General features: G+C 66.1%; 15 protein-coding genes and 1 pseudogene. 15 read left to right on the top strand and 1 reads right to left on the bottom strand.

What is annotated here, in order from left to right; translation table 11 throughout:
• Positions 1-86: 86 nt before the first annotated feature.
• Entirely contained in the window at positions 87-2177 is a 2091-nt protein-coding gene (locus AC1AZA_RS02295; protein WP_476513111.1) for an SWIM zinc finger family protein, read from the bottom strand.
• Positions 2178-2314: 137 nt separating this feature from the next.
• Between AC1AZA_RS02295 and glgA the strand changes: the two genes are divergently transcribed.
• From glgA to pyrF, 15 genes and pseudogenes are all read left to right on the top strand, one after another.
• Entirely contained in the window at positions 2315-3562 is a 1248-nt protein-coding gene (gene glgA / locus AC1AZA_RS02290; protein ID WP_476513110.1) for a glycogen synthase, read from the top strand.
• 251 nt (positions 3563-3813) lie between these two features.
• A complete protein-coding gene (locus AC1AZA_RS02285) occupies positions 3814-4806 on the top strand; it encodes an ABC transporter ATP-binding protein (RefSeq protein WP_476513109.1) in 993 nt (330 codons plus the stop codon).
• Positions 4807-4914: 108 nt separating this feature from the next.
• On the top strand, positions 4915-6681 hold the full coding sequence (locus AC1AZA_RS02280; protein WP_476513108.1) for a hypothetical protein: 1767 nt from the start codon (positions 4915-4917) through the stop codon (positions 6679-6681).
• 274 nt (positions 6682-6955) lie between these two features.
• Positions 6956-9082 carry a DUF2075 domain-containing protein gene (locus AC1AZA_RS02275; RefSeq protein ID WP_476513107.1) on the top strand — a complete coding sequence of 709 codons (2127 nt, stop codon included), beginning with the start codon at positions 6956-6958 and terminating at the stop codon, positions 9080-9082.
• 227 nt (positions 9083-9309) lie between these two features.
• Positions 9310-10344: pseudogene (locus AC1AZA_RS02270) on the top strand (tRNA (adenine-N1)-methyltransferase); the annotation flags it as partial.
• A 182-nt stretch (positions 10345-10526) separates the two neighbouring features.
• Positions 10527-11084, top strand: a complete 558-nt coding sequence (locus AC1AZA_RS02265) for a SixA phosphatase family protein (RefSeq protein WP_476513106.1) — start codon at positions 10527-10529, stop codon at positions 11082-11084.
• Positions 11085-11312: 228 nt separating this feature from the next.
• A complete protein-coding gene (locus AC1AZA_RS02260) occupies positions 11313-11618 on the top strand; it encodes a type II toxin-antitoxin system RelE/ParE family toxin (protein ID WP_476513105.1) in 306 nt (101 codons plus the stop codon).
• Positions 11615-11899 (top strand): addiction module antidote protein, encoded by a 285-nt coding sequence (locus AC1AZA_RS02255; protein ID WP_476513104.1) that lies wholly within the window; start codon positions 11615-11617, stop codon positions 11897-11899. Before AC1AZA_RS02260 ends, AC1AZA_RS02255 begins: the two co-directional genes overlap by 4 nt.
• Before the next feature lie 234 nt (positions 11900-12133).
• Entirely contained in the window at positions 12134-14446 is a 2313-nt protein-coding gene (gene metE, locus AC1AZA_RS02250) for a 5-methyltetrahydropteroyltriglutamate--homocysteine S-methyltransferase (RefSeq protein WP_476513103.1), read from the top strand.
• Positions 14447-14547: 101 nt separating this feature from the next.
• Positions 14548-15393 carry a methylenetetrahydrofolate reductase [NAD(P)H] gene (gene metF, locus AC1AZA_RS02245; protein WP_476513102.1) on the top strand — a complete coding sequence of 282 codons (846 nt, stop codon included), beginning with the start codon at positions 14548-14550 and terminating at the stop codon, positions 15391-15393.
• 26 nt (positions 15394-15419) lie between these two features.
• Positions 15420-18632, top strand: coding sequence for a bifunctional [glutamine synthetase] adenylyltransferase/[glutamine synthetase]-adenylyl-L-tyrosine phosphorylase (locus tag AC1AZA_RS02240; RefSeq protein ID WP_476513101.1), 3213 nt, complete (start codon positions 15420-15422; stop codon positions 18630-18632).
• 154 nt (positions 18633-18786) lie between these two features.
• A complete protein-coding gene (gene pyrB, locus AC1AZA_RS02235; protein WP_476513100.1) occupies positions 18787-19773 on the top strand; it encodes an aspartate carbamoyltransferase in 987 nt (328 codons plus the stop codon).
• A complete protein-coding gene (locus AC1AZA_RS02230) occupies positions 19773-20192 on the top strand; it encodes an aspartate carbamoyltransferase regulatory subunit (protein WP_476513099.1) in 420 nt (139 codons plus the stop codon). Before pyrB ends, AC1AZA_RS02230 begins: the two co-directional genes overlap by 1 nt.
• A 53-nt stretch (positions 20193-20245) precedes the next feature.
• Positions 20246-21769, top strand: coding sequence for a dihydroorotase (locus tag AC1AZA_RS02225; protein WP_476513098.1), 1524 nt, complete (start codon positions 20246-20248; stop codon positions 21767-21769).
• Positions 21770-21856: 87 nt separating this feature from the next.
• Positions 21857-22810 carry an orotidine-5'-phosphate decarboxylase gene (gene pyrF / locus AC1AZA_RS02220; RefSeq protein ID WP_476513097.1) on the top strand — a complete coding sequence of 318 codons (954 nt, stop codon included), beginning with the start codon at positions 21857-21859 and terminating at the stop codon, positions 22808-22810.
• Positions 22811-22824: the final 14 nt, after the last annotated feature.

Raw genomic sequence — 22824 nt, 5'->3', positions numbered from 1 at the left:
GATACGAAAACGGACATCTGGGGCGGCCAGATGGCGTAAATCGTATCGGCTGATACGAAACCGTACGCGAGGGGATCGGTTCCCTCCTACAGCATGAACCGCAGCTCCTCGGCCAATGCGGGTCGGTTCGGATACCTGTCCACCACCAACCGCGCGAGCTGCCGGGCCTCGTCCTCGCCGAACACCGTCGCCAGACGTTTGAGCTGCTTGGCGATCTGCCGGTAGACGGGACGGCGGGCGTCAAGGTTGAGGCCGTCCCCGAACCCGGTGTCGCCATAAAAACCGTCAGGCAACGTACCCGGCGGCATGGCGGCGTAGATTACGTCGCGCGCGCGGTCCGGGTGACCGATGGCCATGGTCCTGAGCAATGGCAACGGCGGATAGTCCACCGTGGTGCAGTAGGTGAGCGCATCGTCGGAAAGCCCTTCGTCCACGATCAGCTTTTCGTACGCGGGATTGCGCCAGGCGCTGTGACGGGAACTGCTGCCGTCGTCGCCCGTCATCTCCGGCCGGTGCTTGATGCGCCATGCGATGTTGCGCGCACAGTCGCGTGCCAGCCCGAGCGCGGTGGCAGTCCAATCGTCGTCCGATTGCCCGCACACGCGCAGCAGCCGGCGCAGGCGGTCCACGTAGACCGCGTCCGCACGGTCGTTCGCGTGAACGATGTAACGCCGGTAGAGCGAGGCCAGTGCGTCCGCATCATCCGTGCCCTCCGCGCAGCATTCCAGCAGCGTCAGCCAGCCGTGCGGCAGCAGGCCGTCGAGCAGGCCGCCCCGGCCGATCTCGGTCTCGCCGCCATCATGCCCCGCGTCGGCAAGGAACGATCGGATCATCAGCTCTGCCCGGCGGAAGCGGCCTGCGCGCATGAGCTCGACCACGCGGACCAGCTGCAGCGGCGCGAACGTCGGGTATGCACGCAACAGATCGTCCCGCCCGTCACGGTCGCCGGCGAGAGTGCGCAGATCGTACGCCACCATGAGCAGGTAATGCCGCAGCACGTGCCGCGAGGTGGCCAGCGCGTCCAGCGGCAATTCACCGTCGTGTTCGGGGGAGAAGCGTTCGAGGGCAGTGTCGATCACGTCGTACGCCCATATCGTCTTGTCGTCGTGACGGGCGAAGGCCAGGGCGGACGCCAGCAGCATGGCGGCGTTCATCGGATCGTAGAATTGGATGTCCGGACTGTATGCGGCCTCCACGATGCGGTCCAGCGCCATGCTGGCGGTGGGGGAGTCGGCGTCGGAGGCCACGTTCTCCATGGCGCAGCGGATCTGGCTGACGAGTACGTCGTTCGCGTTCGAGAGGATGTGCCGGTCGTCGCGCGTGGCGTTCGTGAACGCGGCCAGCGCCCGGATGGCCACGGCCAGATTGAGGCAGGCGTTCGCGTAATCCGTGGAGTGCAGCGCGTTCTCCACCACTGCGTTGAGGCCGGAAAGCGCTTGGTCGAACGGGTTGACGCCATGCAGGGCGTCGAGGGGAAACGGATTCGGGGCGCCCGGTGCGTCGGGATCGTCCGGGTCTTCCGTGTCGCTGGCGTGCAGGCGACGGTATTCCTCCATCGGACCGAGGATCATGCGGCCGGCCTCGGGCGCCGGAATGATCGGCACCTCGGGTTGCGGGGCGATCAGACGCAGATGATCGGCGTAGTCGACGCAGTTGACCGACCAGAAGAACAGCACGTGCCGCCCGTTCGACTCGTTCACCTCCTGCTCGATGCGTTCCATGATGGGGGCGAGGACGTACCGGGGGATTGCCGTGGTTCTCGGTGCTGTCCGGTGGTTGCGGCCATCATCGTCCGGCATGTCGCCGCGCAGACGTTCGCGCAGTTCATACAGGACCGCGCCGATGTGCTTGCAGTAGGGTGTCGTCTCGTACGGGCAGTCGCAGGAGGTGCTCACGATTGCGAGGTCTGCAATCGTGGTGTCCGTGACCGCGGAATCGCCGCCGTCGCCGAGCTCGTCGCCGTTCGTGGACCGCTCGAGCCGGACCTCCACCGTGTAGACGGCGTCCCCGCTGCCCAGCACGGTCGCGCGGTAATGGAGCGGCTCCGATGCTGCCGCCATGACCTCCACGATCCGCCCGTTCGCCCAATAGTCCGTCGCCCGCCCGAGAATCTGCGGCGTGGCGGCGAACAGCGTTTCGAAGTTGCGCAGGGTGGCGTGGGACGGCGAAGTGCTCATGCCTCCAGTGTAGGGCGTCGGCGTGAGCCGGTGCCGTTCGTCCTGTGGACCGGGCAATGCCGCGTGTTGCCCAGTCGGTGCCCTACAGTTGGTAGTGGTACTGAACGTACTGAACCATTCAAGCAAAGAGGTGGCCGATGAAGGTTGACATTCTTACCCGCGAATACCCGCCGCACGTCTACGGCGGTGCCGGCGTGCATGCCGAGGAACTGTCCAAGGTGCTGGCCGAGCGCATCGACGTGACCGTGCGCGCGTTCGACGGCCCCCGTACCGCCTCCGACGTGCCGGCCATCCCCAACGCCGAGCAGGCCAAGGGCAGCCTCAAGGTTGTCGGCTACGACGTGCCGGCCGAGCTGACCGACGCGAACCCGGCGCTCAAGACCTTCGGCGTGGACCTGCAGGTGGCCAACGACGTGGACGCGGACCTGATCCACGCGCACACCTGGTACGCGTGCCTGGCGGGCCGTCTGGCGCAGCAGCTGCACGAGGTCCCGCTGGTCATCACCGCGCACAGCCTGGAGCCGTTCCGCCCGTGGAAGCGCGAGCAGCTCGGCGGCGGCTACAACCTGAGCTCCTGGGCCGAGCGTGACGCCTACGAGCACGCCGACCGCATCATCGCCGTCTCCGGCGGCATGCGCGAAGACATTCTCGCCGCCTACCCGAACGTGGACCCGGACAAGGTAGTCGTGGTGCACAACGGCATCACCATGTCCGAGTTCGCCACCCCCGCCCCGGACGATCCGGGCTGGAAGGTGTTCGAGCGCTACCACATCGACCGTTCCAAGCCCACCCTGCTGTTCGTGGGCCGCATCACCCGCCAGAAGGGCCTGCCCTACCTGCTCAAGGCGCTCCATCTCATCTCCAAGGACATTCAGGTGGTGCTGTGCGCCGGCGCCCCGGACACCCCGGAGATCGCCGAGGAGGTCAAGACCGCGTTCGCCAAGCTGGACGCCGAGCGCGGCAACATCATCTGGATCGAGGAGATGCTGCCCCGCCCGGAGCTCAACGCCCTCGAGCACGGCTGCGACGCGTTCATCTGCCCGTCCATCTACGAGCCGCTGGGCATCGTGAACCTCGAGGCCATGGCGAGCGGCCTGCCCGTCGTCGCCTCCGCCACCGGCGGCATCCCCGAGGTCGTCGTGGACGGCGAGACCGGCTACCTCGTGCCGATCGACCAGCTGCACGACGGTACCGGCACCCCGACCGACCCGGACAAGTTCGTGCACGACATGGCCGCTGCGATCGACAGGATCATGGCCGATCCGGAGCTTGCGAAGAAGATGGGACAGGCCGGCTACGAGCGTGCCCGCGACAAGTTCAGCTGGGAGTCCATCGCCGACCAGACCGTGAAGGTCTACCAGTCCGTGCTCGACGAGCGCAAGTAGCCGACGGCCGACGTCTGCGTCGGGCCGACGCCGCGCTCGGGACAGATGTGCCGGGCTGCGGACGGCCCGCCGCGCAAGTAACAGGTGCATACGGCGGGTGCGTCGCGCTGCGTCTCACCGCGTCTCATCACGTCGCACCGCGATGCACTGCGACGGAAAGGGGCTTTCCCCGCAATGGGGCAAGCCCCTTTCCTTCCCCTTTTCTCACCGTTTCCCATCTTTCACCTATCCGTCTGAAAGGAACCCTTTTCGTGAACGACGTCGTCCTGCAGCTCGAGAACGTGGAATTCCGCCGTCGCCGCCGCGTGATCATCACCGACGTGAACCTTACGATCCGCGCGGGGGAGCGGTGGGTGCTGTTCGGACCCAACGGCATCGGCAAGTCGACCGCCGTGGGCATGCTCGCCACGCGCACGTTTCCCTCGGAGGGCCGCGTGTTCATTCTTGGTCACCAGCTCGGCAAGTACGACGTGTTCAAGCTGCGCACGCGCATCGGGCTCGCCTCCGCGGACCTGGCCCGCCAGTTCCCGCCGTTCGAGGATCCGCTCGACGCCGTGGTCACCGGGCTCACCGCCGTGACCGGTCGCTGGCAGGACACCTACACGCCGGAGCAGTACGACCGTGCACGCCAGCTGCTGCGTGACTTCCGCGTCGGCTACCTCGAAGGCAAGCAGATGTGGCGCCTCTCGGAGGGGGAGCGCACCCGCGTGCTCATCGCCCGCGCGCTCATGGGGGACCCGGAGCTGCTCATCATGGACGAGCCCACCACAGGTCTCGATCTGGGCGGGCGCGAGCAGGTGATGCGCACCCTGAGCCGCATCGGCTCGGAGGATTCCCGCCGTGCCGTGGTGCTCGTGACCCACCGCCTCGAGGAGATTCCCGCCGGATTCGACCACATCGCCATCATGGGCCGCAAGCCCGTGAGCGTGGAGGACGCCACCGGGGAAGTGCCCGGCAGCGTGTCTGGCGGTGACGGCGGCGCGGGAACATCCGGCGGCGTGCCCGGTTCCGCAAGTGCGTCCGGCCTCGGCATCGTGCCCGGCGGCATCGAGACGATCGGCGCGGGGGCCGGGACCGGCCTCATGGCGGACGGCATCGACGCAATGGGCAATCCCTCCGCCGGCACCATCGTCTACCGCGGCGACCTTGCCGGCGGCCTAACGAACGAACGCCTCTCCGACCTGTTCGGCATGCCCATCGAAGTGGAGCACTCGCACGGCCGCTGGGCCGCGTATGCGGTGTGAGGGGTAGGGAACGCAGGCAACGCTGACGGGCAGAGTCCGGCGGGAGTGGCAGATGCGCATCGTCACCGCGATGTCCGCCGCCACCGATTTGCCGCTACCATGGGTGCCATGAGCAACGATCGCCCCTTCATGCAGTATTCCGCGATCATCGGATGGTTCTACGACCGTTCTCCTGCGCAACTGCATGCCGCGACCGAACGGTTCTTCGACGAGCTGCGCACTGAGGTGGACCCGACCGCTCCCACGTCGGAGGCGGACCATCTTCAGATGCTGTTCCACGAATGGTTCCTCTTCGACTACCGGCTCAGGGACGGCCGCACGCCTCTCGAGTTCGCCGCCGGCGTGGACGGCGGGCGAGCGATGGGACTGACGCGCAAACAGCGTGACGATCTGGCAGCGGCGGCACACTCGCAGGTGACGGCCGTGTTCTGGGTCGTGGGCGCATCGGCGGCCACCCATCTGGTGACGCTGGAAAACATCGAAACCGGCGAGCGCTACGACGTGTACGACGTGGCGTCCAGCGGCAGGCTCGACGGATGCTCGGACGGGATGATCGCCTGCCGTCTGGTGCACGTGCGCGGCCGATGGTACATGGCCGGCAATCCGGTGACGGAAATGCCCGTCAAGCCCACGGAACGTATGAGGCAGACTCTGCGGGAAGACGGTGGCCGCGGCGGGCATCCCATGAGTTTCATGGATCTTATTCGTATACGGTATGGCCGTAAGTCGGATGCCTCGGAGACTTCAGGGACGTCGGGGACTTCGGGCGCGCTGGGCACGTCCTACGAAACCATCCAGTCCATGACGCCGCAGGCCCTCGTCGAATTCAAGAACCGACTGCGCATGCGGTATTTGGAATACCGGACGCGATACCCTGAGCTTCCCGAATGGATTGAGGTATTCGATGCCATCGGAGAAGAGGACGGTCGCACACCGCCCATGGATGTCTTCCGGCAATTGTTCGGCAACGGTGGTAACGGCAAGGAAGAACTGCCCTTTGCCGGCGAACGTGAATTCCGTGATTTCACCTCCCTGTTCACGGATCTGTGGAATGTGCTGCCACACCGTGCGCTGGACGGATTGAGCCCCAACGAAGCGTTTGCGGGACAGCAGCGTATTGCCGCGTACCGGCATGCCCCCGACCATCCGCGCCCGTGGCTCGACCGACTGGATATGATCGCCGACCCGACGAGCTACGGTTTCGCCTTCGACGTGTTTCCCCGTGTGAAGCCTTACGCAATCATGGGCGTCGAACGCAAGGATCTGGAGGATTTCGCCAAGGATCTTGCGGCGGGGCAACGGCCCGAATTGGCACGCATGCGCGACGACTTCCTCGCCGATCTGCCGCACTTCTATTTCGAGGAGAATGCACTGCATGCCATGCTCATCGGCCGCATGGCGAAGGACCCGGACACGGCGTTCCGCATGCTTGACGCCTTCCTGCCGTACGTCAACAACCGCAAAATCTGCGAATGCCTGAAAGTTCCGGCATTGCACCGAGACCTGGCCGCAACGTACCGGAGGATTGAGCAATGGATCTTCTCCGCCCGGGCGTACACCGTGCGTTTCGCGATCATCACGCTCATGCGCGAATTCAAGGGAACCGACTTCGACGTAGCCCAGGCCTGGCTCGTGGCGGGCGTGACGCTGGGCAACGACGCGTCGACCTCCGATGTGGAGAACGACGTGAAGCTCGCCCGCGAATGGTACTTCGGCGTCAAGCTCGTGGAAGTCCCGGATGCGGTGATCCCGCTGTTCGAGGAGCACATGCTGCCGAAGGAAATCCACAACGCGGCATTGCGGCGTGCCATGAAGTCCAAGCGCATCGACAACGCGCTTCGGGAACGGCTGCGCGGGCTGATCATTGAAAAATGAACGGTTTTCTCCCGCTCAGTGCGGGTGAAAACCGGGCCTCGGAGAAAACTACGTCCCATATTTCCGAGTTGTGCGGTCGATTTCCGCGGAGTGACCGAGTATAAGGCTTCTCATTCCGGCCTTATTGCAATGACGATACTTGGGGGTACCCGCAGAATCGACCGCACAACTCGGAAATACAATCGTCCCGCCCGTCCGTGGCGGCCGAGGACCGCATAGTTGGCCCCATGGCAACGTAGATTGGTCGGTCCGCTTCGGCACGTATGGTTGGGCCATGAGCACAGCGGCTGAACCGATCGTCATCAACCTGCCATACGGCAAGCATTCCTTCAGGGATTTCGCTGAAGCGTACGGCATTGCCTATAACGGGTCGGATCCTGAGTCGGATGCGGGTCGCGGAATGACGTACCTCGAATGGGAGACGTTGGACTTCACACGGAAATCCGCATTGAAATACGTCATCGATTATCCGACGGTGTATGTGGTGTATTCCAATGCGGAGAACCGCTATTCGAAATGCGCCGAGTATACGGCGTACATCGGGGAGACCAACGACATCATCCGCCGTACCGCACAGCATCTGGACATCGACCCCCGCACGCGCGAGGACTGGAAGGTTGTCGCCGATGCGGTCATCCGGAATCCTGACGCGTTCTGCCAGTTTGTCATCGGGCATCCGCTGTTCAACAAGTCGATGACCTTGGATGTGGAGAACCGGCTGATGCACTACATGTCCAGCGTGGAATCGGTCAAGAGGCTCAACAACCGTAGAACGAACGCGCAGGGCGAGTACTACACGTCGGACCGGTTCGACGGCATCTTCTCCGACATCTGGCTGGAACTGCACAGGGAGGATCCGGCCCTGTTCCCGGCGGAGGAGATCATCCGGGACTCCGCACTGTTCAAGGCGTCCCCGTTCCATAGGTTGGGCCCGGGGCAGCTCGATGCCGAGGAGGCCGTCCTGACGCAGGTCGCGGCGCTGTCCGCGCATCCGACGGCGGCCGACCGACCCAGACTGATCTTCGTGCAGGGAGCCGCGGGAACCGGCAAGACCGTACTGCTCAGCCACCTGTTCTACCGGATCGCCACTGAGTTGGGCGAGCCGGACACCCGTGAGACCCCGAACTCCGTGTCATCTGGTCTGGCCTCCTACATTCTGGTCAATCACAATGAGCAGGTGAACGTCTACAACCAGATCGCCACGAAGCTCGGCCTGCAGAAAGAGTCCGGGGAAGTGGTGATGCTTCCCAGCCAGTTCGTCAACCGGTACAGCGAGACCAACGGGCGCGGCCGCGGCATTCCGGACAGGCCCCAGGGATGCGCCGACATCGTGATGGTGGACGAGGCCCATCTGCTCGCCACCCAGGGCAATCAGGGCTATTCGGGCAAGAACCAGCTGTACGACATCCTGCGCCGGGCGCGCATGGTGATCGCGGTGTTCGATCCCGAACAGATTCTGCAGACGCGGCAGCAGTGGCGGCCGGATGTGCTGGAAAGGCTGTTCCCCGAAGGGTTTTCGGGGCATGGTTCAGAGGCCGGCGCGATCGATGGTTTCCGCACGGTGGAGTTGGGCGGAGAGGACGGTCTGGAACCCGTCGAATGCGATGTCGCGCACATTCGGCTGGACAGGCAGTTCCGCATCGCGGCCAGCGAGCAGGTCATTCAATGGCTCGACGATTTCACGGCAGGGCGAGGAATCGGCGTGCTACCCGAGGACCGCGGCGAGCGGAACCCCGACAACACGTTCTCTCGCAGACCTTACGAGGTCAAGGTGTTCGATTCGCCTGTGGATCTGTGGAATGCCATTCGTGCGAAGGCGACGGCCGAGTCCGGCGGGTGGAACGGCGTCGGTCTTTCCCGGTTGCTGGCCACCTACGACTGGCACTATTCCTCCAAAGCGAAAAATCCGGAGGATCCGCACGGATACTGGAACGTGGCGTTGCATTGTGATGCACAGGGCGATTGGTGCATGGGATTGGACGAGAGAGACAGTCGCGGCTATGATCCGGGTGCCGCAGCCGATCCCGACCGATTCTGCCTGCCATGGAACTACCAGCTGCCGGACGCCGACTCCGGTAGGATCGACAAGGATCTGGCTTGGGCAGAGAAGCCCCACACCGTCAACGAGGTCGGCTCGACCTTCACCATTCAGGGATTCGACCTGAACTATGCCGGCGTCATCATCGGGCCGTCCGTGAAGTATCGCGAGGGGCGTCTGGTCTTCGATCCCTCCGCAAGCGAGAACAAACTGGCGACGAACAGGCGCAGGGACCTCGGCGACTTCTCGCAGGACAATCTTCGCCACGAACTGAACGTGCTGCTCAAGCGCGGCGTGCACGGCCTGTTCCTGTTTGCGGTGGATCCGGCGTTGCAACGACGGCTGAAGGAATGCTGCGGCTGAGAGCGTGCTGCCGTGCGCCTGCCGAGCCGAACGTTACGTTTTTGGCGATTCTAAGCGTCAAATGATCGCTGAGGCGATAGATTGACGCTTGGAATTTCGGATTTCGCGACGTTCGGCTTCGCGCAGTGCCAAATGCAACCCGAATGGTAGACTTCACCCGTTTGCAGGACTTGCAGGATTTTACAGGACGTCACGCAGCGAATGCGGGGAAGGAAACCGGGGCGAACATGCGACGCGGACCACTTACGGCGGGCGAGAAGGTGCAGTTCACCGACCGCAGGGGCAAGATGATCACGGACCAGCTCGTGCCCGGCGGCTCCACGCAGACCGAGCACGGGCTCATTCTGCACGATGAGGTGATCGGGCGGACCGAGGGCGTGGTGGTGACCACCGTGCACGCCAAGCGCGAGGCACAGGTGAACCCGGAGCATCCGGAGCGGGACGCCGGCAAGCCGTGGAAGTCGGCGCGGGCGATCGGCGGATGGGACTACGCGGTCATGCGCCCCCGGCTCGCGGATTACGTGCTGTCCATGCCGCGCGGCGCGCAGATCATGTATCCCAAGGACATTGCGCAGGTGCTCTCGCTGGGTGACATTCGCCGCGGCATGCGCGTGCTCGAATCCGGAGCGGGTTCCGGAGCGATGAGCCTGCATCTGCTGGACGCGGTGGGGGAGAAGGGCAACCTCACCACCATCGAGCTGCGTCCGCAGTTCGCGCATGTGGCGCAGGCCAACGCCACCGTGTACTTCGGCGGCATGCCGGACTGGTGGGATCTGAAAACCGGCGATTTCGACTCGGTGGCCGCCACGCTGCCCGAACACTGGTTCGACCGGATCATGCTGGACATGCTCGATCCGTGGAACCGGCTCGGTCAGGCGCATCGCGTGATTGCCCCGGGCGGCGTGCTCGTGGCGTACGTGACCACCACCACGCAGCTGAGCCGCATGGCCGAGGCGTTGCGCGAGAGCCTTCAATGGACCGAGCCGCAGGTGACCGAGACGCTGGAGCGCACGTGGAAGGTGCAGGGCCTTGCCGTGCGGCCCGACCATACGATGGTGGGCCACACCGGATTCCTGCTGGTCTCCCGCGCGATGGCGGACGGCGTGGAGCCGCTGCGCAAGCGGGACCGCGCCACCAAGGACACGTACACCGATGTGGATTCCGAGTCCGCCGAGCAGCGCGACCTCATGGAGCTCGAACTGCGGGACATCTCCGACCGCAAGCTGTCCAAGGTGATTCGCGACCTCGACCGGCAGGTGGCCGCGGTCGGCGCCGCCGGTACCGTTGACTCCGCCGCCGGTGCGCCCTCACCTTCAGCGGCGTCCGGCGATCCGACGGTCCGCGTATCGGACGCGCAACGCCCGGACGATGGCGGTTCCTGCCGTGCCGATGCCGCAGCGACTACACTGGAAGGGTAAAAATCGCACAGGCAGGGGGACCGACGATGGGCGTCAATCTCAAGAAACTCGCCAAGAGGGTGGCCGACCACAAGTACATCCTGATCGTGATGCGCCACGCGAAGGCCGAATCCTTCAGCGCACAGGGCGACCGCGGACGGGAACTGACGGACAAGGGCGTCAAGCAGGCGAAGACCGTGGGCCGCGGGCTTACCGAACTCGGCTTGGTGCCCGACCGGATAGCCGTCTCCGGGGCCACGCGCGCCCAGCAGACGCTCGAACCCATGCTCAAGCTCTTCGGCGACAAGCCCAAGGTGGACAACCGCCAGAGCCTGTACGACGGCGGCGTGCAGGCCGTGCTCGACGAGCTGGCCCACACGCACGGCAAGGACCGCGTGCTCATGGTCCTCGGCCACGAGCCGACCGTGTCGATCAGCAGCCAGTGGCTTGCCTCCTCGGACTCCGACTCGGAACGGCTTGACCTGCTCACGCTTGGCATGCCCACGGCGGGACTGGCGATCTTCGGAGCGGAGAAGCCGTTCGACCAGTGGCAGGTGCATTCGGGCAAACTGCTGGCGGTGCTCAACCCGAAGGACTTCGACTGAGCCGACTGACTGGGCGGACGTGCGGTGGCGTGGGGCGGCGCGTTCAGGGGCACGAGGGGGATTGACCCGGCCCCCGCGACCGGCCGGAGACGGTGGATCGAGGCGAACGTCCGCATCCGACCAATGCATCTCGGAAGAGTGAGGGCGCGAGATGGTTCCGGAATGGTCTTCCCGTTCCTTGCTGGCGATCTCTTGCCCTATTGTATTCCATAGGATACAATAGGGGTCATGGAGATCAAGCAGTCCGCCGAATACGCCAAGTGGTTCCGCAAACTCAGGGACCGGCAGGCGAAGGCCGCCATCGCCGCCCGTCTTGACGCCAGCATTCTCGCCGGACGCCCGGTCGGCGACATCAAGCCTGTCGGAGGGCCGGTCAGCGAGATGCGGTTCCACATCGGAGCCGGATACCGCGTCTACTACGCCATGCAGGGCAGGGTGCTCATGCTGCTGCTCGCGGGCGGCGACAAAAGCACCCAGCAGACCGACATCAGGCGGGCGCACGAGATCCTCGGCGACTACAAGGAGCAGCAATGAGCACTGAATTCACCGACTACGACACCAGCGAATACCTCGAGGACGAGCAGGACGCCATCGCCTACCTCAACGCCGTCGCCGAATATGGCGACCCGAAGCTCATGCAGGTCGCGATCGGCAACGTCGCCAAGGCCCGCGGCATGGGCCAGATCGCCAAGGAAGCCGGCGTCGGGCGCGAAAGCCTGTACAAGAGCCTCAGCCACGACGGCAACCCCAGCTTCGCGACCATCCTCAAGGTCGTCCACGCGCTCGGCGGCCGCATCAGCATCCAACCCGCCTGACCGACGGGAGAGGGTCGGCTTTTCCGTTGCATGGTTCGGGGTAGATTGACGGTATCACTCCGAAATAGAGTGCACTTAGAGTGGACTGCCGTGAGGGAACGGCATGATTCCAACGGTGGCGGCACGGCTTGGTATAAGCAATGCTTATACCGACATGCAAGTTCGTCTGATGAGCGGCAGTTCGGCCATCCGTGGTAGGTTAGCCGGGTTAAGACTGTTCGTTCAGGAGGAAGCATGTCCGTTCTCACCTCGGTTTCCGGATTCCCGCGCATCGGCCAGAACCGCGAGCTGAAGAAGATCATCGAAGGCTATTGGAAGGGCGCCAACGACATCGACGCCGTGCGCGCCACCGCCAAGGAGCTGCGCGCCAAGCACTGGAAGCTGCAGCGGGAAGCCGGCATCGACCTGATTCCGAGCAACGACTTCAGCTACTACGACCAGATGCTGGACACCGCCACCCTGCTCAACGTGGTCCCGCAGCGCTACCAGCGCCTCGGTCTCGACGAGGAGGGCACCCTGTTCGCCATGGCCCGCGGCTACCAGGGCGAGGCCGGCGACGTGACCGCCCTGCCGATGAAGAAGTGGTTCACCACCAACTACCACTACCTGGTGCCCGAATTCGACGCCGCCACCGACGTGAAGCTCAACTCAACCAAGGCGTTCGACGAGTTCGCCGAGGCGAAGGCGCTGGGCATCGACACCAAGCCGGTGTTCATCGGCCCGTACACGTTCCTCAAGCTCGCCCGCAACTCCGAGGCGCAGGAGCTTCAGTTCGACAAGGGCCTTGTGCAGGCCGTGGCCGCCGTGTACGCGCAGGTGCTTGCACGCTTCGCCGAGCTGGGCGCCGCATGGGTGCAGTTCGACGAGCCGTATCTGGTGCTGGACAAGGAGCCGGGCGACGTGGAGCTCTTCAAGACTCTGTACGCCAAGATCCTGCCCGCCCGCGAGTCCGACGGCAAGCGCGTCAGGCTGCTGCTCAACACGTACTTCGGCCACATCGCCGACGTGTACGAGACCGTGAACCTGCTCGGCTTCGACGGCGTGGGCCTCGACCTCAACGAGGGCCGCGAGGAGAACCTCGCCGCCGTGGAGCGCTTCGGCGTCAACGAGGCCACCACCCTCTTCGCCGGCGTGGTCAACGGCCGCAACATCTGGCGTAACAACTATGCCGTGAGCCTCGGGCTCATCGACGCGCTGAAGCAGAAGACCGCCAACGTGGCCGTGGCCACCGCCAGCTCTCTGCTGCACGTGCCGTTCAGCACCGAGGGCGAGACCGGCATCGACCAGGACAAGCTCAGGCACTTCGCGTTCGCCGTGGAGAAGCTCGGCGAGCTCAAGGAGATCGCCGCCCTGGCCGAGGAGGACGACGAGGCGCTCAAGGCCGACGCCGCGCTGGCCGCCAACCAGGCGCTGTTCGACGGCACCCGCACCCTGGCGGATCCGGCCGTGGCCGAGCGCATCGCGGGGCTCACCGACGCCGACTTCACCCGCCAGCCCGCCCGCGCCGAGCGCCAGAAGCTCCAGCGCGAGGCCCTCGGCCTGCCGCTGCTGCCCACCACCACCATCGGCTCCTTCCCGCAGACGCGCGAGATCCGCGCCGAACGCGCCCGGTTCCGCAAGGGCGAGATCACCAAGGAAGCGTACGACGAGTTCATCAAGGCGCAGATCGACGCGTGCATCAGGCATCAGGAGGAGATCGGCCTCGACGTGCTGGTCCACGGCGAGTTCGAGCGCAACGACATGGTCGAGTACTTCGGCCAGAACCTCAATGGCTTCCTGTTCACCAAGAACGCGTGGGTGCAGTCCTACGGCACCCGCTGCGTGAAGCCCCCGATTGTGTGGGGCGACGTCTCCCGCGCCAAGCCGATCACCGTGGAGTGGTCCGCGTACGCGCAGAGCCGCACCGAGCACGTGATGAAGGGCATGCTCACCGGCCCGGTCACCATCCTCAACTGGTCGTGGCCGCGCGAGGACATCACCCACGAGCAGCAGACCCAGCAGCTGGCCCTTGCCATCCGCGACGAGGTGCTCGATCTCGAGGCCGCCGGCATCAAGGTCATCCAGATCGACGAGGCCGCCCTGCGCGAGAAGCTGCCGCTCAGGAAGTCCGACTGGCACGCCAAGTACCTCGACTGGGCCGTCCCCGCGTTCCGTCTGGTGCATTCCGCCGTCAAGCCCACCACACAGATCCACACGCACATGTGCTACTCGGAGTTCAACGACATCATCCGCGACATTGACGCGATGGACGCGGATGTGATCTCCTTCGAGGCGTCCCGTGGCGATCTGGTGGTGCTCGACGCCATCCACGAGGCCAACTTCGAGACCGAGGCCGGTCCGGGCGTGTACGACATCCACTCCCCGCGCATCCCCAGCGAGCAGGAGATCGAGGAGCGCATCTACGAGATCCTCAGGAAGATGGACGTGCAGAAGGTCTGGATCAACCCCGACTGCGGCCTCAAGACCCGCGGCGATGCGGAGACCTGGCCGAGCCTCGAGCATCTGGTGGCCGCCGCCAAGGCCGTGCGCGCCAAGCTCGCCAAGTAACCAACGCATCCAAGCAGCAAGGGCGGTTCCTTCCGAGTGAGGGAGCCGCCCTTGGCTTCCACGGTCCAGCACAGTCCAGCACGGTTCCAAGGAGCAGCACCATGACCACCCCCATGTTTTCCCTCGAAGTCTTCCCGCCCAAGCGCAACGCGCCCGTCGGCACCATCTATGACACGCTCGACGGGCTCGAGGGCCTCAAGCCCGACTTCATCTCCGTCACCTACGGGCACGGCACCGCGTCCGACCGCACGGCCACTGCGCGCATCGCCCACACCATCCGCACCGAGTACGGCATTCCCACCGTCGCCCATCTGACGGCCCTGTACGCGGATCGGGAGGTGATCGACCATGCGCTGGACATGTTCGACGAGGCGGGCGTCACGGCCGTGCTCGCCCTGCGTGGCGACGAACTGCCTGACCGCGAACCCGTGGGCGTGTTCCCGCACGCCAGCGATCTGGTGGCCTACATCCGCGAGAAGCGCCCGAATCTCAAGATCTTCGGCGCCTGCTACCCGGAGGGCCATTACGAGGCCGCGTCGTTGGACGAGGACATCGTCCATCTCAAGGCCAAGGTGGACGCGGGGGCGAGCCACCTGATCTCCCAACTGTTCTACGACAACGACGACTTCTACCGCTTCCTCGACAAGGCGCACGCGGCCGGCATCGACGTACCGATCGAGGCGGGCATCATGCCTGTGCGCGGCGCCAAGTCCGTGCGCCGCATGGCCGAACGCAACGCCTCACGCATCCCCGCCGGGCTCGACCGCATGCTCGATCGCTGGGCGGACGACGCTGAGGCCCTGCGCGCGGCTGGCATCAACTATGCGTCCGGGCAGATCACCGATCTGGTGGCCCACGGCGTGGACGGCATCCACCTGTACACCATGAACCATCCGGGCGGCACCCGCCGCATATGGCAGAATGTGGGACCGCTGTTCACGCGCTGAGACGGCTTCGGGTACCATGTGAGACTATGCCCCAATTCCACGAAGGCGCGGTCAGCGCGCGCGAACTCATCCATGCCGGTCTCCTCGATCTTGACGAGGCGAAACGCCAGTTCGACCAGCTCGCGCAGGCGGGCATGACCCCGGACCAGCTCGCCGTGGTGCTGTCCGCGCTGGAACGCGCCTGCGACCCGGACGTGGCCCTGCGCAACCTCAGGAGCATCGTGGACGCGCTGCCCAGCCGGCGTACGTCGCTGGAGGAGCTCGCCCCCGGCGAGGAGGACCGCCGCCGGCTCATCGCCGTGCTCGGCGCCTCCGACGAAATGGGCAAGCTCATGCGCATTCGTCCTGCGCTCGTGGCCGCCGCGGCCGCCGACCCGTGCCGCAGCAGCCGGCTCACTGCAGCCGAGCGACGGGCGAGCATCCTCAGGGCCGTCGGCGCGGACCCGGATGCGTCCGCGCCCGAGGCCGCGCTCGATCTTGCGGACGCCACGACGGAACTGCGGCGCACCTACCGCCGCCACTTGGCCGCGATCATGGCCATGGACGTGACCGCCAAGGACCCGCTGTACGTGCAGCCGGCCGTCAGCCGCATGCTCTCCGACCTTGCGGACGCCGCACTCGAAGGCGCGCTGGCCGTCGCCCGGCACGAGGTGGAGGGTGCCGATCGCGTCCGGTTCGCGATCATCGGCATGGGCAAGCTGGGCGCGCAGGAACTGAACTACGTGTCCGACGTGGACCTCATCTACGTAGTCGAACCGGTCAAGGCCGCGGGCACGGGCGAGGCCGCGATCGACCACCAGATGCTCATCCGCGTGGGCACGAAGATGGGCACGCTGCTGCAGCGCGTGTGCCAGTCGGTCATCATGGGTTGCGCGGAACCGACCCTGTGGCAGATCGACGGCGGCCTGCGCCCGGAAGGCAAGGACGGCCCGCTGGTGCGCACGCTCGACTCGCACAAGGGTTATTACGAGCATTGGGCGGAAAGCTGGGAGTTTCAGGCCCTGCTCAAGGCCCGTCCGGTGGCCGGCGACCGGGAGCTCGGCCTCGCCTACCGGGATATGACCCGCCCGTTCGTCTGGTCCGCCTCCCAGCGCAAGAACTTCGTGTACGACTGTCAGCAGATGCGCAAGCGCGTGGAGGACCTCATCCCCGCGGCGTTGAAGGACCGCGAGATCAAGCTCGGGCGCGGCGGTCTGCGCGACGTGGAGTTCACCGTGCAGATGCTCCAGCTCGTCCACGGGCGCACCGACGAATCGCTGCGCACCGCGTCCACACTTGAATCCCTGCAGGCCCTGTCCGACGGCGGCTACGTGTCCCGCAAACAGGCGGCGAAGCTCTCCGAGGACTACCGGTTCGAGCGTGTGCTCGAACACCGCCAGCAGATGTGGGCCCTGAAACGCACCCACCTGTTCCCGGACCTTGGCTCCGCCGGCAACGCGGGCGGTATGGAACGCAAACGGCAGGTGGACCGCGAGGCCCTGCAGAGCAACGCGGAGCTGCGCCGGCTCGCCCACGCGTTCGGCATGCACCCCGAGGAGCTCGTGGACCGCTTCGACGCAGTGCGCCGCGAGGTGCGCCACCTGCATCAGGACATCTACTTCCGCCCCATGCTGCCCATCAGCGCGCAGCTCGACTCCGGCGAGATCTCGCTGAGCAGCGCCGCCGCCAAGACGCGGTTCGCCTCCATCGGATTCGCGGACCCGGACGCGGCCATGCGCCACGTGGAGGCGCTGACCAGCGGCGTGTCCCGCGCGGCCAAGATCAACCGGATCATTCTGCCCGCCGTGCTCGAATGGCTCGGCAACGGCCAGAACCCGGACATGGGCCTCTTGGGCTGGCGCAGGCTCGAGGAGCGCTTCGGCACCGAAAGCGAGTACCTTGGCTTCCTGCGAGACTCGCCGAACGCCGCGCAGCGCCTGTGCCACGTGCTGTCCAACTCGCGCTATCTGGGCGACGCGCTGGGCAAGTCCGTCGAATCGGTCACCTGGCTCGGCAACGACGAGGCGCTCAACGCGCGCGGGCGCGCCAGTCTGGACACGCAGTGCACCGCCACGCTGGAACGCTACGCGGACGCCGTGAACGACTTTGCCACGTCGTTGCGCGCCATGCGCCGCCATGAGATCGAGCGCATCGGTCTGGGATGGATGAACGGGCTCATCGACGATGCGACGAGCCTTACGGGCATGACCGACGTATATGATGCGATCATTCAGTCCGCACTCGAATGGTCCGTGGGCCACCGGATGCGCGAGCTGGGGCTTTCTTCCGGTTCCCAGGCTCCGGCAGCGCTCGCCGTGATCGGCATGGGACGCTATGGCGGCGGAGAGGTCAACTTCAGCTCCGACGCGGATGCGATCCTTGTCTACCGGCCGCAGGGCGAGGCGGCGGATGCGGATGCCGGCGCGTTCGCCAAGGCCGTGGTGGACGACATGCGCCAGATCCTCTCCGGACCCGTCACCGTGGAGGCGAAGATCGAACTCGATCTGGACCTGCGCCCCGAAGGCAAGAACGGGCCGATCGTGCGCTCGTTCGCCTCCTGCCGCGAATACTACGCGTCCTGGGCCAGCACGTGGGAACGTCAGGCCCTGCTGCGCGCCCGGTTCGCCGCCGGCGACGAGACGCTGGGGCGCGACTTCCTGCGCCAGATCGCCGACCCGTTGCGCTATGCGGCCACGCCGCTCACCGCGGGCCAGCTGTCGGACATCCGCAAGCTCAAGGCGCGCATGGAGGCCGAACGCCTGCCGCGCGGCGTGCGCCGGGACCGGCATTTGAAGCTTGGCAAGGGCGGATTGTCCGATGTGGAATGGACCGTGCAGCTCCTGCAGCTCCAGCACGCCGGCGAGCATGCGTCGCTGCGCGTGGGCGGCACGCTCGAGGCGCTCGGCCAGCTGGTGAAGCTCGGATTCCTCGAGCAGGGCGACGCGAAGATCCTCGAACATGCGTGGCGCATGTGCACGGCCGCCCGCAACGGCAACTACCTGTGGAACGGGCGGGCGAACCAGGCGGACGTGCTGCCGGATGACATGTATTCGCTCGGCGGCATAGCCGTGTACCTCGGGCACAGCGCCCACCGCGGCCAGCAGTTCGATAACGAGCTCATGGGTGCCATGCGCAAGTGCCGCGAAGTGGTGGAACGCCTGTTCTACGGCATCTCCAAGACCAAGCCCGCCGAGCCGAAGGTACCGCCGCGCGTGCTGTCCGTACGCCCCGGCCGGCGGTACTCGCGGTTCGCGCGGTAGCAAGAGGCGGGAACCGTTTACCCCGGCGTCGCAGAGATGCGACGCCGGGGTAAACGGCGCATGTCGGGCAAGTAGCGTATCCTTGACAAGGTCACATCAACGTGGCCGCCTTGTGAACAACACATTTGTGAACAACACAACTGAAAGGTGAGCCGTGTCAGAACAACCTGAGGTCCCGCTCAAGGGTCGCAGTCTGGTCACTCTTGACGACATTTCTACCCATCAGATCGAGGAATTGCTCCATAAGGCCGCATACATCGACTCGCATCGCCGCGAAGTCGCGCACACCTGCGACGGGCGGGTGCTGGCCACACTGTTCTACGAGCCGTCCACCCGCACGCGCCTGAGCTTCGAAACCGCCATGCTGCGCCTCGGCGGCAGCGTGATCGGCTTCGCCGGCGCCCAGCTGAGCTCCGTTTCCAAGGGTGAATCCATCTCGGACACGCTCAAGACCGTGTCCAACTACGTGGACATCGTCGCCATGCGCCACCCCAAGGAGGGCGCCGCGCTGGTTGCCTCCCGCGCCGCAAGCGTGCCGGTCATCAACGCCGGCGACGGCGGCCACATGCACCCCACGCAGACGCTGGCTGATCTCGCCACGATCATGAGCCGCTTCGGGCGCATCACCGACCTGACCGTCGGCCTGTGCGGCGACCTCACCTTCGGCCGCACGGTCCACTCGCTCATCGAAACCCTGTGCCGTTTCGGCAACGTGCGCTTCGTGCTCATCAGCCCGGACGAGCTCAAGACCCCGCAGTACGTGATCGACCGCATCAAGGCCACGCCGAACTGCTCCTACGAGGAGGTGCGCGACCTCAACGCCGTGATAGGCGATCTGGACGTGCTGTACATGACCCGCGTGCAGCAGGAGCGCTTCTTCAACGAGGACGACTACCTGCGCCTGAGGGACACGTACATCCTCGACGAGGAGAAGCTCTCGCGCGCCAAGGCGGACATGGCCGTGCTCCACCCGCTGCCGCGCATCAACGAGATCGCCGTCGAAGTGGACAACGACCCGCGCGCCGCCTATTTCGAGCAGGTGCGCAACGGCATGCTCATGCGCATGGCGCTCGAAAGCTCGCTGCTCGGCGACGAGCTGCCCGGATACGTTCCGCTCACGCCCAAGGAGGTTCAGGCCTGATGGAAGTCACCAGCATCCAAAACGGCATCATCATCGATCACGTGCCCGCCGGCACCGCGCTCAAGGTGCTCGCGTACCTCAACATCGACCCGGCCACCACCAAGCTGGCGCTCATCATGAACACCGACAGCCAGCTGTACGGCTCCAAGGACATCATCAAGATCGAGGACGCCGAGGACGTGAATCTGGACGTGCTCGGCTTCGTGGCGCGCCAGGCCACCATCGACGTGGTGCGCGGCGGCAGGATCGTGGAGAAGATCAAGCCGAACCTGCCCGAGCACATGGTCAACGTCATCACCTGCGTGAATCCGCGCTGCGTGACCAAGACCGAACGCGGCATCGACCAGATGTTCCACCTCGCCCACACCGCCAAGCAGGAGTACCGCTGCGACTACTGCGACGAGGAAGCCAAGCTGTAGGCCCGCGGGCCGAACGCCGTCCGGGCAGGCACCCGAAGCCCAAGGAGGAACGCATGCTGACCCTGCGCAACATCAAGGTATGGGATACGGACGAGGTGATCGACCTCGCGCTCCCGCTCACACCCGCCGATCGCTCCGGGCGCGAACTGATCGACGAGACCGGCAGGCTGGCCGCCGCCCTCGCCGCCGGCTCGGATACCACGGTGGAGATCGACGCCACGGGCCTGACGCTCGCCCCGGGATTCGCCGACCCGCACGTGCACTTCCGCGACCCCGGGCAGACCACCAAGGAGACCATGGTCACCGGCGCACGGGCGGCCGTCTCCGGCGGGTACACGAACGTGCTCATCATGCCCAACACCGTGCCCGCGATGGACGGCGAACCGGTCACGGCCGGCGAACCCGGAGCGAACGAGGTGCTGGACGCCGGCTACGGGACGGTCATCGACTACCTGCAGCACTACGCCGAGGCGCACGGCACGGGCGAGCTGCCGGTGCGCTACGACCTGTGCGTGTGCGCCTCCAAGGGCCGCGCCGGCCACGAGGCCACCCAGCTGGACCGCTGGCGCCGCTACATGCCCGGCGATCCGTCCGGCGCGGACGACGCGTCCAAGGATGCGGCGCAGCTCGCCCACCCGGTGACCGCGATCAGCGACGACGGTTCGGCCGTCACCCCGGAGACACTGGATGCGGTCTTCGCGCTGGCCAAGGCATCCGGTCTGCCGCTCATCGAGCACTGCGAGCACCACGAGACCGGAGCCGTGAACGAAGGACCCGTCTCCCGCGAACTCGGCGTGCCCGGCATCCCCGAGGACACGGAGCTGAAGATCGTGGCGCGGGACATCGCCAAGGCGCGCGAAACCGGCGTGCACGTGCATTTCCAGCACGTGAGCACGGCCGTGAGCTTCGACGCGATCCGCAAGGCCAAGGCCGAAGGGCTGCCCGTCACCTGCGAAACCGCGCCGCACTACCTGGCGCTGAGCGACCGGGCGCTCCTCGAATACGGCACGCTCGCCAAGATGAACCCGCCCCTGAGGAGCGAGGAGGACCGGCTGACCACCATCGAGGCCATAGCCGACGGCACGGTGGACATGATCGCCACCGACCACGCCCCGCACACCCTCGAGGAGAAGGAGCGCGGATTCCTCGAGGCGCCCAACGGCATCATCGGACTGGAATGCGCGTACGGCGTGTGCCACAGGGTGCTCGTGGACGGCGGGCACATCTCCGACCGCCGGCTCATCGAGCTCATGTCCGTGGCGCCTGAGCGGCTCATGGGCCACGAGGCCACCGACGTGGCCGCGCTCGTGGAGGCGTTCTCCGAGCCCGCGCCCAACGAGACCGACGCCCCGGACGGCAACGCGACGCAGGGACGCAACCGCCTGCTGGACCTGACCCGCGTGGACGACCCGGACGCCGTGGACCTCGTGGTGCTCGGCACGGACGAAGCCTGGAAGGTGGACCCGGAGCGCTTCCACTCCAAGGCGCGCAACACGCCGTTCGGCGGGTGGGACGTGACCGGTCGGCCCCTCGCCACGATCGTCGGATCCCGGGTGGTCTTCAGCCGGCTGCGGTAGCGAGCGCGGCGGCCCGGCCATGCCGTGGCCCGGCGGCAGTGCAAGATACGTCAATTCGAATACGCGGAGCAGAGGAAAGGAACCGAGATGGACCGTCTGATCGAAGCGATCAACGCCAAGGAGAACCCCAGCGTGGTGGGCCTCGACCCCACCGAGGCGCTCGTGCCGCCCCAGGTGGTGGCCGGATTCGCCGATGAGGTGCGCGACGAAGTGGAGACCCCCGAGGAGATCCCGGCCGCACAGCTCGCCGTCGCCTTCTACGAATTCAACCGCACGATCATCGACGCCGTGGCGGGCATCGTGCCGGCCGTCAAGCCGCAGATCGCCATGTACGAGGCGCTCGGCACCAACGGCGTGGACGTGTACGCCATGACGTGCGAGTACGCCGCCGAGCAGGGCCTGTACGTGCTGGGGGACGTCAAGCGCGGGGACATCGGCTCCACCGCCGCCGCCTATGCGCGCCACCTGAGCGGCGTGGGCGATTTCGACCCGTGGCACGAGGACGCCGTCACCGTGAACCCATACCTCGGCACCGACGGCATCACCCCGTTCGTGGAGGCCGCCGCGGCAGCGGACAAGGATATCTTCGCGCTGGTGCGCACCTCCAACCCGTCGTCCAGCGAACTGCAGGAGCTTGAACTCGCCGACGGCGGCCGCGTGTACGAGCATGTGGCGGACCTCGTGGAACGCTGGGGTGCTGAAACCGTGGGCGAACACGGCTATTCGCGCGTCGGCGCGGTCGTGGGCGCCACCCATCCCGAGGAGGGCCGCGCCCTGCGCGAACGCATGCCCCATACGTTCTTCCTCGTGCCCGGCTACGGAGCCCAGGGTGGCACCGCGGCCGACGTGGCCGGCATGTTCGGCCCGGACGGCACGGGCGCGATCGTCAACTCGTCGCGCGGGATCATCGGCGCGTGGAGGAAGTCCGGCGAATACCGCGAATCCATGAGCGCGGACGAAGCGCTGGACCTCGTCGCTGCCTCCGCCCGCGCCGCCGCGGAGGCCATGCGCGACGACCTGAGGGCCGCCGTCTACCGCTGAGCGTCCGGCTGCCT

Source organism: Bifidobacterium sp. LH_389 (genome assembly GCF_056357235.1).
Note: the sequence above shows the minus strand (reverse complement) of the source record. Positions and strands in the feature narration are given on the sequence as shown.

Coding starts and splice junctions, on each gene's coding strand:
- AC1AZA_RS02230 (WP_476513099.1), top strand. CDS start 19,773: ATGGAAGTCACCAGCATCCAAAACGGCATCATCATCGATCACGTGCCC.
- pyrF (WP_476513097.1), top strand. CDS start 21,857: ATGGACCGTCTGATCGAAGCGATCAACGCCAAGGAGAACCCCAGCGTG.
- AC1AZA_RS02260 (WP_476513105.1), top strand. CDS start 11,313: ATGGAGATCAAGCAGTCCGCCGAATACGCCAAGTGGTTCCGCAAACTC.
- AC1AZA_RS02275 (WP_476513107.1), top strand. CDS start 6,956: ATGAGCACAGCGGCTGAACCGATCGTCATCAACCTGCCATACGGCAAG.
- AC1AZA_RS02225 (WP_476513098.1), top strand. CDS start 20,246: ATGCTGACCCTGCGCAACATCAAGGTATGGGATACGGACGAGGTGATC.
- AC1AZA_RS02295 (WP_476513111.1), bottom strand. CDS start 2,177: ATGAGCACTTCGCCGTCCCACGCCACCCTGCGCAACTTCGAAACGCTG.
- glgA (WP_476513110.1), top strand. CDS start 2,315: ATGAAGGTTGACATTCTTACCCGCGAATACCCGCCGCACGTCTACGGC.
- AC1AZA_RS02265 (WP_476513106.1), top strand. CDS start 10,527: ATGGGCGTCAATCTCAAGAAACTCGCCAAGAGGGTGGCCGACCACAAG.
- AC1AZA_RS02240 (WP_476513101.1), top strand. CDS start 15,420: ATGCCCCAATTCCACGAAGGCGCGGTCAGCGCGCGCGAACTCATCCAT.
- AC1AZA_RS02280 (WP_476513108.1), top strand. CDS start 4,915: ATGAGCAACGATCGCCCCTTCATGCAGTATTCCGCGATCATCGGATGG.
- metF (WP_476513102.1), top strand. CDS start 14,548: ATGACCACCCCCATGTTTTCCCTCGAAGTCTTCCCGCCCAAGCGCAAC.
- AC1AZA_RS02255 (WP_476513104.1), top strand. CDS start 11,615: ATGAGCACTGAATTCACCGACTACGACACCAGCGAATACCTCGAGGAC.
- metE (WP_476513103.1), top strand. CDS start 12,134: ATGTCCGTTCTCACCTCGGTTTCCGGATTCCCGCGCATCGGCCAGAAC.